A 12635-nucleotide genomic window follows, 5' to 3' on the forward strand; every position below is an offset into this window, starting at 1 on the left:
ATGGCTGGGGTTTTTAAGTTCTTTACTGCGCTGCTTGCTAAGATTGTCGGGTTTGCAAAATGGCTACTGCTGGTATTCGCTCAGATATTCAAAGATGCGTGGAATATGGTTACTGATGTTGTTTGCTGGGTGTTTGAGCAGACGCTTTCTATTGCGGCCTCGGCACTTGATGCAATCGCGATACCATTCAATCCGCAAACATATTATGCAATGATCCCAGCTGAGGCGGCCAACATGCTGGGCTATGTGGGTGTGCCTCAGGCTATAACGCTTATTGTCGGCGCTCTGGTCGTCCGATTCCTGTTGCAAACTATCCCGTTTGTCCGCTGGGGGTCGTAATGATTAACTTGATCCTGGGCCAGCCTGGTGGCGGAAAGTCTCATGAGGCTGTTGTTTATCATGTTGTTCCGGCGTTGAATCAAGGGCGAAAGGTCATCACGAACTTGGCCTTGGACATGGACAAGTTCAAAGCGTTTTTCCCGGAGTCTTGGCATTTGATCGAACTTCGGGACTCTACTGTTGAGGTCTTCGACAATGAGAGTGGCGAGGAAGAGAGTAGGGTAGTACGCCCGTTTAGCCGGGTTGATCATTATGCGGACCCTTGGCGGCATCCTGACGAGGGATTCGGGCCGCTGTATGTGATTGATGAATGTCACCTTTCGATACCGCTGCGCGGCACGCCTGTGCCGGTTGAGGAGTGGTATTCGCTTCATCGTCACGAACTGGCCGATGTGCTGTTGATCACTCAGAGTTACGGCAAGATCAACCGGGCAATTCGTGACCTTGTCCAGGTCGTGTATCGCTGTAAGAAGGCCACGGCTTTCGGCACCAATGATCGCTATATCCGCAAGGTCCAGGACGGTCTGCGCGGTGAGGTCGTGAATACCAGCATCCGGGAGTATCAGAAACAGTTCTACGGATTCTGGAAGTCACATACGCGGTCCTCGGCCGCAGGCCAGGAACTGGCCGCTAATGACATTGTGCCGATCTGGAAGCGCTGGCCGTTCAAAGGTGCTGCGCTGTGCTTCCTGATCGTCATCTGTCTGTCGACGTGGAACGTCACGCGGGAAAAGAAGCATGCGCCGCCGCCTAGGGTTCAGCCGGTGGTTGCGAGTGTCGATTCTGCGCCTGTAGGTGCGGCTCCAGCGGCTCCGGTGATCGAGGCCAAGCCTCGGGGGCCTGAGCAGAAGCTACACCCGTTCCAGGGGCTGTCGATGCATCTGATCGCAACCATGCGTGGTAAACGCTTTCGGGATGGTGTTGAGGAAGAGTTTCTGGGTGGTTTTATCCAGCTCGCGAACAACGGGCAGCCGGTCAGTAAGGTGTCGTTTGACGACCTACGCACCGCGGGCTACTCGATCACCTGGGAGTCGCCGACGGTCGTTTCGCTGACGTACAAGGGCTTCGATATCGGTTACGTTGTAACGGACATGCCGCTGGTATCCGCAGCAAAGGACATCGCAGTAACCACGCCTGTGCAGGCGCCTTGAGGGAATCGGGAGGGCTCCCGCTTGCGGGAGGGACCCGATTCCCGGCGGTGCCTGCGTTCTCGATTAACCCCTTTGACGGTCGCTCCAGGGACAGCCCAAAGGCTCCAGGCCTGGATATCTTCGCCCGTTGTCAGCGTCGATTTCGGCGTCGATGGCTCGGGGGTTCGTATCCCTGGCTTCGCATAATGTGCAGACGTTACGTTAGGCGCAGCCCGACCGAGGGGAGAGTCCAGCGCATGGACAATGCGCAGCCCAGGCGCTGGATTTACACGTAACGTCCGTTATGCGATGCCGCTTTGGTACCGTTGCAGGATCCTGCAGAACGACCTGGTCGAAAATATTGGTACCATTTTTCGGCGGCAGTGGTACCATTTTCGTCGAGCTCGAGCACGACCTGGTCGAGAATACGGTACCAAAAGGAGCCGCCATGCTTGTCAAACTCCCCGATGAATCCCCCGACTTCGTAGAGAAACTCAAGGAACAGACCGGTGCGACCACTGCTGCCGGTGCCTATCGGTTCGCCGCTGAGCGGTACGGGTCGCTGACCTATCAGCTCAAGCAAGCCATGGACGAACTGGCGAGGTTGCAGACCCGGTGCAACGTCCAGCAGCAGATCATCGACAACGCTCGCGCCTCTGCCTCTTCGCTGCTTGACCACGTCGCCCAGGGCGATCTTCTCCAGGGCTGAACGCCCCTCCGAACTTTCCCTAGTCAGGTGCCGCGCTCCCGGCTCGTCGGATCAGCTTCACCGATCCGGCGAACGGAAGCACGGGCGAAGCGAACACTTGACGTAACTCCCCCTGAAACAGCCTCCGCAAGGGAGGGAGGGGAAGCTCTATCTCCCCTGCCTCCCGAGCCCTCGGCGGGAAGAGCGGGATAGTAAGGGCAGCGCCCTTACGACCTTTCGGACGGTCCGCCTAGCTGATCAGCAGGCCGACAGTCAGGCCTGCCAGGAAGCCCATGAGGACGCCCGGCCAGAACCCGGCCAGGTAGTGGATGAACAGGACTCTGCGAGGCCGCTGCGGTGCGCTGGTGGCGTTTTTGGGCTTGTGCCGGCTTTCGTTGAACCATTCCCTGTCGTGCAAGCCCATGCGTTTCTCCGTTGGTTTGCGGGGCTCCGATCTGGCCCCGGAGGGGTGGGGGTGCTGTAACACCCCCAATTTGGTATGGACTTCCATACTTTGCGGGCCTTTCAAACGCCCCTGGCCCATGCCTTTAGCCTCTCTCGGCTTCGTATGCGGCCTCTTCTACGCCCCGGCTTAGTCCCTTTTTTTGTGGAAGCGCTCAAGGTCTTCCGGGGTCATTTCTTCAAGCCCTTTGAGGATCAGCCAGCGTAATACCTCAGTGTCTTTGACCGAGGCTTGCAGGTGGATCACCGCCTTAACGGTTTCCTTCTCAACCTTTCGCCATGTCGCGTCGTCGATGTGCTTGGTGGGCATCTCGTTCCTATGTCCGTCAAGTGTTTGGCGGGGACTATCGTAGCCTGATTTTCTAAGACCCTTGACATTGAGAATCTTAGAATCTAATTTTCCGCTCGAATCTAATTTCTTAGAAACTCAGGTTTGAAGGGAATTCAATGTCGCCTCTGATCGATCCGGCCCCCCGGATGTTCTACGACTACCTCACGGTAGAGCAGGTATTCCCGTACCAGCTCCCGCAGGTTGGCGATACTGGCATCTGCTACTACGACCGGCGGACCGGCGAGCAACTGCGCGACACGTCTCCTAGTTTCAAGGTTGAGGGCAGTCACTCGACGTCGATTCGGGTTCGGGTCGATGGGAACAAGCTCCGCGTTGAAGGGAATCCGAGTGCAGTCAACCGCTTGGACAACCTGCATGGGTTCCAGTCCATCGCTGAGTGTGTCGCGGTCTATAACGACATCCTCCATGAGATCAAGGACGACAAGGGCAACCGTTTGCCGCCGTTCACGGCTTGCACTGATTGGGGCCACCTCCAGACCGAGGACGGCTCGAAAACTCGGATGGTCGGCAACGGTGCGCGCCTGCGCCGGGTTGACTTGACGACGAATCGGACGGTGGGGAAGGGCAATGAACTGGCCTACATCCGCGCCCTGAGTACTCAGCGTGTGGGCTACAAGAATGGCCACCTCTACGAAGATGGTTGGACCTGCGACTGGCAGGCCCGCGACCACTACTACAAGGCCTACGGTAAGGCTCAGGCCATCCGCAAGTTCCTGTTTCCGAAGTGCAAACGGAACTTTGGCGAAGACTCCCCCGAATTCCGCTACCTGCTCGATCTGGCCGCGTACTGCGATCAGCAGGGCGTCGTGCGCATGGAACAGGAACTCAAGAGTGAGTATCTGGCCCGTGAGCGGCTGGAGTGGTGGGGGCTTTTTGATGAAGGCCGCTTTGCGGCGATCCATGGGGAGTTTTTGAGGGGATTCGACAAGCTCGAGGTGATGGCGATGGATTACGAGACGATTGCGGAAAGGCTGCTTTCTGAAGAGGTTGTAAGCAGCACTCAGGCGGCGAATGCGACCGCCAATATTGCGATGAAGTGGATGCACTGCCCTGGTATCAGCTTCGACTTTACGAAGTCGCAAATGAAGACCTACCGGGCGCGCTTGAACCGGATCGGCATCAACATCGCCCAGCCCTACGACGTGACCCGTCATTCGGTCGTGATGATTCGTCGTGCTGAGGAAATCGTCACCAGCGACGTGCTGGATTTGCCGGAGTTCTATCGGCATGCACCGCGCCCGCGTCACCTCCGGTTGGTGGCCTGACGTGCTCGCCCCGACTCTCGAAGCTCTCGCGTTGCTCGCCGGTGCTGCAACTCTGATTCACGCCCTGGGCGTGTGGGCTCGCTCATGAGCGCCTACAGCCTCCAGGGCGTGTCCCTATCTTCCAGCGAGCGTCGGTCGCTCCAGCTTCGTCGGCAGGCCCGCGCCGCTGTCGATCGCAGCGTGTTGCAACAGGCCGTCGCTCAAGCGCTACAGGCGCTCGAAAAGCATAAGGAGGAGGGCGGTAAGGCCTCCAATCCTTGGACCACTGTCACCAATGAAAAAGGCACGCCGTGGGTCGGTGATGCATTCGGGTGGCCGTGATGGCGATTGAGATCGGACGGCAAGCCTACCTCCAGTTGCGGGGCTCGGTAGAGCTCGTCCTGCTTGATGCCGGTATCGACTCGCCGGACCTGCTGAGTCAGGTCATGCGCCAGGTGCTGGCAACTGAATCCGCTGCTCGAACTGAGCGGCAACACCTGCGCCGGGCCTTCGTGACGGCTCGTCGTTCACCACCAGTAGCACCGGCCCGGCCGGGGATCACGTATGCGCCTGCTCGGCGCTGGAGAAAGAGACCATGAAGATTCTGAAAGGGTACGTCCTGGGCGTAGTGGACAAGGGGGAAGGGGACAAGCGTTGGGCCATCGTTGGCATCAAGGCGACCGACAAGGACCGTGACGGCTTTGACGTGGACACTACGTACAAGCTTCGTGTCTTCGGCGATGCCGTGAAGAACGGCCTGCATAACGCCTATCGCAACCTCGCTGGTGTCGAGGTCTACGCGCCCTATAACGATGAGTTCGACGAGAAGTACAAGCGCATTAGCTACTCGCTGGCAGGCGCGCCCTTGGCACTGATTGAAAAGCCCTTGGGGACCGCCCAGCCGAAGCCGGCTGCTCCGGCCCAGCCGCAGGCGGCGCAGCTGCCGAAAACGGCTACTCAGGCGGCCTCGTAATTCGGGCTAATTATTAAGAATCAGGGGTGATCGAAAATGGAAGCGGCAATGCAACTTTTAAGTTCGGTCACTTTTGAAAGTCTCACGGCGGTATACGGTTCCGGGTTTATCTTGACCTTTGCCGCATATGCCGTGGGTTTAAAAGTAGGAATCGTACTAAGTGCGATCCGCAAACTATGAAAGAGGTGAATCATGGCTGATATTTTCGGTGCGGTAGACTTTTCCAGCGTTTCCACCTGGGTCGTAAGTGCCGGTGTTGCGATCATCGGCATTGCGATGGCGTTCAAGGGGATCGACCTGGGCAAGCGCGGCGTTAAGAAGGCCTAAGGGCCAGGGCAGGGGGCTGAAAGGCCCCCTGTATCTTATGGAACCTTCTCAACTTACATTTACAGCGGCGGACCTTGCGCTGGTAGTTCACGCCCTGGTCTTCCATGGCGGGGTATTGGCAGCATGGGCATTTATCGCCGGTATGCGGCAGCGTTTCTAGCGTTCGCGTTTTTTCTCTCCTCTGAAGTTTCGTACTCCGCGACTCGAAAGAGCGTCACCGTGCCTAGTGCAAGTATTGTTGCGCGCGGTGGCGGCTCTCCTTCTGTTTCCGGTCCATCCTTAAAGATTCCTGGCCAGCCTGGCGTTGAGTACATTCCACGATCTGGTGGCGGGACTGCTGGTGTTCCGATAAAGATTATCCCGACGATTGATTTCTCTATTCCAAGGACGATTAAGGGTAGTGTTTCGTCGCTCAAGGGTGGAATTGCTGGTATTGCTGCAACTGCGGCCATGTCAATGGCTCTTGATAGTATCGGGGGCTTTATTGATGAAAATGGCAAGCCGGTTAAGAAAGTAAGTGACGCGCCTTCGGGTGCGGTGGCGGGCGTCTATTATGTTAGGCCGCCACAAAATGTTGGCGGTGTTTATCTTGATCTTAAATATGGCTTGACTCGTCAACAGGCTTGTGAATATGAGGTTACTCAGAGTGGTAACTGTGTAATTAGGATTAATGGCATTGTGAGTTCTTCTATTATTTACGCTAATAGCTGTGACCCTGGCGTGTGGTTTAATGTTTCAACTGGCAAGTGCGATAGTTTGTGGAAGCCCGGCGAGCATATAGAGTCGTTGACTGATCCGGATTATGACGATATTACGGACTCGCTGTCTGGCGTGGTTGATCCGAACTGGCTTAAAGATTTGTTAACAGCGACGTGTGAAGGGTCTTTGAATCCTGCCGCGTGCTATGAGCAGATGTCTGAAACCACGCATCTTAGCGGGCCTTCATCGGTAAACGGTCCCAAGACATCGACGACGACGACAACCACGAATCCTGATGGCACTACCAGCACGACGACAAAGGATACACAGACTAAGTATGAGATTAAGTATGGCGATAACTATATCGACTATACGGAAACCACTACGACTACGACCACGAAAGACGGTGATAAAACCGAGGAGACGACTACGACCGACACTGATGATGTGACAGCAGAAATTCCTCCCGAAGAGAAAGAGGAGGAGGGTGGTAGTTTTGAGGACTCCGAATTTCCGGAAGTTAAGCCGTTCTATGAGCAAAAATACGAGGACGGGCTTGAGGGTGTATGGCGTGACAAACGCGCGGAATTTGAAGATACGGAGTTTATGAAGTTTCTCCAGGGGTTCATTCCGTCGTTTTCGGGGCGTTGTCCGGCATTTGGGCTGGATATGAATATTGCGTCCTGGGCGAACTATGGTTATCAGCAGTTCGGGTCTATCTGCTATGTGCTTGATTTCGTGAAAGCGATTCTTATGGTTTCGGCCTTGTTTTTGTGTCGCGCTCTGATTTTTGGAGGTTGATATGGCTGGGGTTTTTAAGTTCTTTACTGCGCTGCTTGCTAAGATTGTCGGGTTTGCAAAATGGCTACTGCTGGTATTCGCTCAGATATTCAAAGATGCGTGGAATATGGTTACTGATGTTGTTTGCTGGGTGTTTGAGCAGACGCTTTCTATTGCGGCCTCGGCACTTGATGCAATCGCGATACCATTCAATCCGCAAACATATTATGCAATGATCCCAGCTGAGGCGGCCAACATGCTGGGCTATGTGGGTGTGCCTCAGGCTATAACGCTTATTGTCGGCGCTCTGGTCGTCCGATTCCTGTTGCAAACTATCCCGTTTGTCCGCTGGGGGTCGTAATGATTAACTTGATCCTGGGCCAGCCTGGTGGCGGAAAGTCTCATGAGGCTGTTGTTTATCATGTTGTTCCGGCGTTGAATCAAGGGCGAAAGGTCATCACGAACTTGGCCTTGGACATGGACAAGTTCAAAGCGTTTTTCCCGGAGTCTTGGCATTTGATCGAACTTCGGGACTCTACTGTTGAGGTCTTCGACAATGAGAGTGGCGAGGAAGAGAGTAGGGTAGTACGCCCGTTTAGCCGGGTTGATCATTATGCGGACCCTTGGCGGCATCCTGACGAGGGATTCGGGCCGCTGTATGTGATTGATGAATGTCACCTTTCGATACCGCTGCGCGGCACGCCTGTGCCGGTTGAGGAGTGGTATTCGCTTCATCGTCACGAACTGGCCGATGTGCTGTTGATCACTCAGAGTTACGGCAAGATCAACCGGGCAATTCGTGACCTTGTCCAGGTCGTGTATCGCTGTAAGAAGGCCACGGCTTTCGGCACCAATGATCGCTATATCCGCAAGGTCCAGGACGGTCTGCGCGGTGAGGTCGTGAATACCAGCATCCGGGAGTATCAGAAACAGTTCTACGGATTCTGGAAGTCACATACGCGGTCCTCGGCCGCAGGCCAGGAACTGGCCGCTAATGACATTGTGCCGATCTGGAAGCGCTGGCCGTTCAAAGGTGCTGCGCTGTGCTTCCTGATCGTCATCTGTCTGTCGACGTGGAACGTCACGCGGGAAAAGAAGCATGCGCCGCCGCCTAGGGTTCAGCCGGTGGTTGCGAGTGTCGATTCTGCGCCTGTAGGTGCGGCTCCAGCGGCTCCGGTGATCGAGGCCAAGCCTCGGGGGCCTGAGCAGAAGCTACACCCGTTCCAGGGGCTGTCGATGCATCTGATCGCAACCATGCGTGGTAAACGCTTTCGGGATGGTGTTGAGGAAGAGTTTCTGGGTGGTTTTATCCAGCTCGCGAACAACGGGCAGCCGGTCAGTAAGGTGTCGTTTGACGACCTACGCACCGCGGGCTACTCGATCACCTGGGAGTCGCCGACGGTCGTTTCGCTGACGTACAAGGGCTTCGATATCGGTTACGTTGTAACGGACATGCCGCTGGTATCCGCAGCAAAGGACATCGCAGTAACCACGCCTGTGCAGGCGCCTTGAGGGAATCGGGAGGGCTCCCGCTTGCGGGAGGGACCCGATTCCCGGCGGTGCCTGCGTTCTCGATTAACCCCTTTGACGGTCGCTCCAGGGACAGCCCAAAGGCTCCAGGCCTGGATATCTTCGCCCGTTGTCAGCGTCGATTTCGGCGTCGATGGCTCGGGGGTTCGTATCCCTGGCTTCGCATAATGTGCAGACGTTACGTTAGGCGCAGCCCGACCGAGGGGAGAGTCCAGCGCATGGACAATGCGCAGCCCAGGCGCTGGATTTACACGTAACGTCCGTTATGCGATGCCGCTTTGGTACCGTTGCAGGATCCTGCAGAACGACCTGGTCGAAAATATTGGTACCATTTTTCGGCGGCAGTGGTACCATTTTCGTCGAGCTCGAGCACGACCTGGTCGAGAATACGGTACCAAAAGGAGCCGCCATGCTTGTCAAACTCCCCGATGAATCCCCCGACTTCGTAGAGAAACTCAAGGAACAGACCGGTGCGACCACTGCTGCCGGTGCCTATCGGTTCGCCGCTGAGCGGTACGGGTCGCTGACCTATCAGCTCAAGCAAGCCATGGACGAACTGGCGAGGTTGCAGACCCGGTGCAACGTCCAGCAGCAGATCATCGACAACGCTCGCGCCTCTGCCTCTTCGCTGCTTGACCACGTCGCCCAGGGCGATCTTCTCCAGGGCTGAACGCCCCTCCGAACTTTCCCTAGTCAGGTGCCGCGCTCCCGGCTCGTCGGATCAGCTTCACCGATCCGGCGAACGGAAGCACGGGCGAAGCGAACACTTGACGTAACTCCCCCTGAAACAGCCTCCGCAAGGGAGGGAGGGGAAGCTCTATCTCCCCTGCCTCCCGAGCCCTCGGCGGGAAGAGCGGGATAGTAAGGGCAGCGCCCTTACGACCTTTCGGACGGTCCGCCTAGCTGATCAGCAGGCCGACAGTCAGGCCTGCCAGGAAGCCCATGAGGACGCCCGGCCAGAACCCGGCCAGGTAGTGGATGAACAGGACTCTGCGAGGCCGCTGCGGTGCGCTGGTGGCGTTTTTGGGCTTGTGCCGGCTTTCGTTGAACCATTCCCTGTCGTGCAAGCCCATGCGTTTCTCCGTTGGTTTGCGGGGCTCCGATCTGGCCCCGGAGGGGTGGGGGTGCTGTAACACCCCCAATTTGGTATGGACTTCCATACTTTGCGGGCCTTTCAAACGCCCCTGGCCCATGCCTTTAGCCTCTCTCGGCTTCGTATGCGGCCTCTTCTACGCCCCGGCTTAGTCCCTTTTTTTGTGGAAGCGCTCAAGGTCTTCCGGGGTCATTTCTTCAAGCCCTTTGAGGATCAGCCAGCGTAATACCTCAGTGTCTTTGACCGAGGCTTGCAGGTGGATCACCGCCTTAACGGTTTCCTTCTCAACCTTTCGCCATGTCGCGTCGTCGATGTGCTTGGTGGGCATCTCGTTCCTATGTCCGTCAAGTGTTTGGCGGGGACTATCGTAGCCTGATTTTCTAAGACCCTTGACATTGAGAATCTTAGAATCTAATTTTCCGCTCGAATCTAATTTCTTAGAAACTCAGGTTTGAAGGGAATTCAATGTCGCCTCTGATCGATCCGGCCCCCCGGATGTTCTACGACTACCTCACGGTAGAGCAGGTATTCCCGTACCAGCTCCCGCAGGTTGGCGATACTGGCATCTGCTACTACGACCGGCGGACCGGCGAGCAACTGCGCGACACGTCTCCTAGTTTCAAGGTTGAGGGCAGTCACTCGACGTCGATTCGGGTTCGGGTCGATGGGAACAAGCTCCGCGTTGAAGGGAATCCGAGTGCAGTCAACCGCTTGGACAACCTGCATGGGTTCCAGTCCATCGCTGAGTGTGTCGCGGTCTATAACGACATCCTCCATGAGATCAAGGACGACAAGGGCAACCGTTTGCCGCCGTTCACGGCTTGCACTGATTGGGGCCACCTCCAGACCGAGGACGGCTCGAAAACTCGGATGGTCGGCAACGGTGCGCGCCTGCGCCGGGTTGACTTGACGACGAATCGGACGGTGGGGAAGGGCAATGAACTGGCCTACATCCGCGCCCTGAGTACTCAGCGTGTGGGCTACAAGAATGGCCACCTCTACGAAGATGGTTGGACCTGCGACTGGCAGGCCCGCGACCACTACTACAAGGCCTACGGTAAGGCTCAGGCCATCCGCAAGTTCCTGTTTCCGAAGTGCAAACGGAACTTTGGCGAAGACTCCCCCGAATTCCGCTACCTGCTCGATCTGGCCGCGTACTGCGATCAGCAGGGCGTCGTGCGCATGGAACAGGAACTCAAGAGTGAGTATCTGGCCCGTGAGCGGCTGGAGTGGTGGGGGCTTTTTGATGAAGGCCGCTTTGCGGCGATCCATGGGGAGTTTTTGAGGGGATTCGACAAGCTCGAGGTGATGGCGATGGATTACGAGACGATTGCGGAAAGGCTGCTTTCTGAAGAGGTTGTAAGCAGCACTCAGGCGGCGAATGCGACCGCCAATATTGCGATGAAGTGGATGCACTGCCCTGGTATCAGCTTCGACTTTACGAAGTCGCAAATGAAGACCTACCGGGCGCGCTTGAACCGGATCGGCATCAACATCGCCCAGCCCTACGACGTGACCCGTCATTCGGTCGTGATGATTCGTCGTGCTGAGGAAATCGTCACCAGCGACGTGCTGGATTTGCCGGAGTTCTATCGGCATGCACCGCGCCCGCGTCACCTCCGGTTGGTGGCCTGACGTGCTCGCCCCGACTCTCGAAGCTCTCGCGTTGCTCGCCGGTGCTGCAACTCTGATTCACGCCCTGGGCGTGTGGGCTCGCTCATGAGCGCCTACAGCCTCCAGGGCGTGTCCCTATCTTCCAGCGAGCGTCGGTCGCTCCAGCTTCGTCGGCAGGCCCGCGCCGCTGTCGATCGCAGCGTGTTGCAACAGGCCGTCGCTCAAGCGCTACAGGCGCTCGAAAAGCATAAGGAGGAGGGCGGTAAGGCCTCCAATCCTTGGACCACTGTCACCAATGAAAAAGGCACGCCGTGGGTCGGTGATGCATTCGGGTGGCCGTGATGGCGATTGAGATCGGACGGCAAGCCTACCTCCAGTTGCGGGGCTCGGTAGAGCTCGTCCTGCTTGATGCCGGTATCGACTCGCCGGACCTGCTGAGTCAGGTCATGCGCCAGGTGCTGGCAACTGAATCCGCTGCTCGAACTGAGCGGCAACACCTGCGCCGGGCCTTCGTGACGGCTCGTCGTTCACCACCAGTAGCACCGGCCCGGCCGGGGATCACGTATGCGCCTGCTCGGCGCTGGAGAAAGAGACCATGAAGATTCTGAAAGGGTACGTCCTGGGCGTAGTGGACAAGGGGGAAGGGGACAAGCGTTGGGCCATCGTTGGCATCAAGGCGACCGACAAGGACCGTGACGGCTTTGACGTGGACACTACGTACAAGCTTCGTGTCTTCGGCGATGCCGTGAAGAACGGCCTGCATAACGCCTATCGCAACCTCGCTGGTGTCGAGGTCTACGCGCCCTATAACGATGAGTTCGACGAGAAGTACAAGCGCATTAGCTACTCGCTGGCAGGCGCGCCCTTGGCACTGATTGAAAAGCCCTTGGGGACCGCCCAGCCGAAGCCGGCTGCTCCGGCCCAGCCGCAGGCGGCGCAGCTGCCGAAAACGGCTACTCAGGCGGCCTCGTAATTCGGGCTAATTATTAAGAATCAGGGGTGATCGAAAATGGAAGCGGCAATGCAACTTTTAAGTTCGGTCACTTTTGAAAGTCTCACGGCGGTATACGGTTCCGGGTTTATCTTGACCTTTGCCGCATATGCCGTGGGTTTAAAAGTAGGAATCGTACTAAGTGCGATCCGCAAACTATGAAAGAGGTGAATCATGGCTGATATTTTCGGTGCGGTAGACTTTTCCAGCGTTTCCACCTGGGTCGTAAGTGCCGGTGTTGCGATCATCGGCATTGCGATGGCGTTCAAGGGGATCGACCTGGGCAAGCGCGGCGTTAAGAAGGCCTAAGGGCCAGGGCAGGGGGCTGAAAGGCCCCCTGTATCTTATGGAACCTTCTCAACTTACATTTACAGCGGCGGACCTTGCGCTGGTAGTTCACGCCCTGGTCTTCC

The 12635-nt window shown here is 56.9% G+C and carries 21 protein-coding genes; 17 read left to right on the forward strand and 4 right to left on the reverse strand.

Annotated elements, in window-relative coordinates:
* From ACM0M4_RS15515 to ACM0M4_RS15525, 3 genes are all read left to right on the forward strand, one after another.
* Complete coding sequence (locus ACM0M4_RS15515) at positions 1-339, forward strand: DUF2523 family protein (protein ID WP_021264007.1); 339 nt, start codon at positions 1-3, stop codon at positions 337-339.
* Positions 339-1490, forward strand: a complete 1152-nt coding sequence (locus ACM0M4_RS15520) for a zonular occludens toxin domain-containing protein (RefSeq protein ID WP_270005893.1) — start codon at positions 339-341, stop codon at positions 1488-1490. The genes ACM0M4_RS15515 and ACM0M4_RS15520 overlap by 1 nt, the downstream gene beginning before the upstream one ends.
* Positions 1491-1917: 427 nt before the next feature.
* Positions 1918-2178, forward strand: coding sequence for a hypothetical protein (locus ACM0M4_RS15525; RefSeq protein WP_023124608.1), 261 nt, complete (start codon positions 1918-1920; stop codon positions 2176-2178).
* Between the two features lie 229 nt (positions 2179-2407).
* On the opposite strand, the gene ACM0M4_RS15530 is transcribed toward ACM0M4_RS15525, so the two are convergent.
* Both ACM0M4_RS15530 and ACM0M4_RS15535 read right to left on the reverse strand, forming a co-directional pair.
* A complete protein-coding gene (locus ACM0M4_RS15530) occupies positions 2408-2581 on the reverse strand; it encodes a hypothetical protein (protein WP_153570532.1) in 174 nt (57 codons plus the stop codon).
* 168 nt (positions 2582-2749) lie between these two features.
* Positions 2750-2929, reverse strand: coding sequence for a hypothetical protein (locus ACM0M4_RS15535; RefSeq protein ID WP_023124247.1), 180 nt, complete (start codon positions 2927-2929; stop codon positions 2750-2752).
* Between the two features lie 137 nt (positions 2930-3066).
* On the opposite strand from ACM0M4_RS15535, the gene ACM0M4_RS15540 reads away from it, so the two are divergent.
* The 9 genes from ACM0M4_RS15540 (at position 3067) to ACM0M4_RS15580 (ending at position 9194) form a co-directional block, all read left to right on the forward strand.
* Positions 3067-4236 carry a phage/plasmid replication domain-containing protein gene (locus ACM0M4_RS15540; protein WP_236086997.1) on the forward strand — a complete coding sequence of 390 codons (1170 nt, stop codon included), beginning with the start codon at positions 3067-3069 and terminating at the stop codon, positions 4234-4236.
* Between the two features lie 84 nt (positions 4237-4320).
* Positions 4321-4557, forward strand: a complete 237-nt coding sequence (locus tag ACM0M4_RS15545; protein WP_124214006.1) for a hypothetical protein — start codon at positions 4321-4323, stop codon at positions 4555-4557.
* Positions 4557-4814 carry a hypothetical protein gene (locus tag ACM0M4_RS15550; RefSeq protein ID WP_258163999.1) on the forward strand — a complete coding sequence of 86 codons (258 nt, stop codon included), beginning with the start codon at positions 4557-4559 and terminating at the stop codon, positions 4812-4814. The genes ACM0M4_RS15545 and ACM0M4_RS15550 overlap by 1 nt, the downstream gene beginning before the upstream one ends.
* Entirely contained in the window at positions 4811-5188 is a 378-nt protein-coding gene (locus ACM0M4_RS15555) for a hypothetical protein (protein ID WP_124214005.1), read from the forward strand. The genes ACM0M4_RS15550 and ACM0M4_RS15555 overlap by 4 nt, the downstream gene beginning before the upstream one ends.
* 192 nt (positions 5189-5380) lie before the next feature.
* Positions 5381-5515, forward strand: coding sequence for a membrane protein (locus ACM0M4_RS15560; RefSeq protein WP_021264005.1), 135 nt, complete (start codon positions 5381-5383; stop codon positions 5513-5515).
* Between the two features lie 123 nt (positions 5516-5638).
* The gene (locus tag ACM0M4_RS15565) at positions 5639-7015 is read left to right on the forward strand and encodes a hypothetical protein (RefSeq protein WP_270005894.1); all 1377 of its coding nucleotides are present in this window, start codon (positions 5639-5641) and stop codon (positions 7013-7015) included.
* A 1-nt stretch (position 7016) separates the two neighbouring features.
* Complete coding sequence (locus ACM0M4_RS15570) at positions 7017-7355, forward strand: DUF2523 family protein (RefSeq protein ID WP_021264007.1); 339 nt, start codon at positions 7017-7019, stop codon at positions 7353-7355.
* Positions 7355-8506 carry a zonular occludens toxin domain-containing protein gene (locus tag ACM0M4_RS15575; RefSeq protein WP_270005893.1) on the forward strand — a complete coding sequence of 384 codons (1152 nt, stop codon included), beginning with the start codon at positions 7355-7357 and terminating at the stop codon, positions 8504-8506. Before ACM0M4_RS15570 ends, ACM0M4_RS15575 begins: the two co-directional genes overlap by 1 nt.
* Positions 8507-8933: 427 nt before the next feature.
* Positions 8934-9194 (forward strand): hypothetical protein, encoded by a 261-nt coding sequence (locus tag ACM0M4_RS15580; protein ID WP_023124608.1) that lies wholly within the window; start codon positions 8934-8936, stop codon positions 9192-9194.
* 229 nt (positions 9195-9423) lie between these two features.
* Here ACM0M4_RS15580 and ACM0M4_RS15585 read toward each other — a convergent pair whose 3' ends face one another.
* Positions 9424-9597, reverse strand: coding sequence for a hypothetical protein (locus ACM0M4_RS15585; RefSeq protein WP_153570532.1), 174 nt, complete (start codon positions 9595-9597; stop codon positions 9424-9426).
* Positions 9598-9765: 168 nt separating this feature from the next.
* Positions 9766-9945, reverse strand: coding sequence for a hypothetical protein (locus tag ACM0M4_RS15590; protein ID WP_023124247.1), 180 nt, complete (start codon positions 9943-9945; stop codon positions 9766-9768).
* Positions 9946-10082: 137 nt separating this feature from the next.
* Between ACM0M4_RS15590 and ACM0M4_RS15595 the strand changes: the two genes are divergently transcribed.
* The 5 genes from ACM0M4_RS15595 to ACM0M4_RS15615 all read left to right on the forward strand — a co-directional run bounded on the left by ACM0M4_RS15595 (position 10083) and on the right by ACM0M4_RS15615 (position 12531).
* Positions 10083-11252, forward strand: a complete 1170-nt coding sequence (locus ACM0M4_RS15595) for a phage/plasmid replication domain-containing protein (RefSeq protein WP_236086997.1) — start codon at positions 10083-10085, stop codon at positions 11250-11252.
* An 84-nt stretch (positions 11253-11336) separates the two neighbouring features.
* A complete protein-coding gene (locus ACM0M4_RS15600; RefSeq protein WP_124214006.1) occupies positions 11337-11573 on the forward strand; it encodes a hypothetical protein in 237 nt (78 codons plus the stop codon).
* Positions 11573-11830 (forward strand): hypothetical protein, encoded by a 258-nt coding sequence (locus ACM0M4_RS15605; RefSeq protein WP_258163999.1) that lies wholly within the window; start codon positions 11573-11575, stop codon positions 11828-11830. Before ACM0M4_RS15600 ends, ACM0M4_RS15605 begins: the two co-directional genes overlap by 1 nt.
* On the forward strand, positions 11827-12204 hold the full coding sequence (locus ACM0M4_RS15610) for a hypothetical protein (RefSeq protein ID WP_124214005.1): 378 nt from the start codon (positions 11827-11829) through the stop codon (positions 12202-12204). Before ACM0M4_RS15605 ends, ACM0M4_RS15610 begins: the two co-directional genes overlap by 4 nt.
* Positions 12205-12396: 192 nt before the next feature.
* Positions 12397-12531 (forward strand): membrane protein, encoded by a 135-nt coding sequence (locus tag ACM0M4_RS15615; RefSeq protein WP_021264005.1) that lies wholly within the window; start codon positions 12397-12399, stop codon positions 12529-12531.
* Positions 12532-12635: the final 104 nt, after the last annotated feature.

This window comes from Pseudomonas sp. 18-147, from assembly GCF_051048045.1.
GTDB classification, from domain to species: Bacteria; Pseudomonadota; Gammaproteobacteria; order Pseudomonadales; family Pseudomonadaceae; genus Pseudomonas; species Pseudomonas aeruginosa.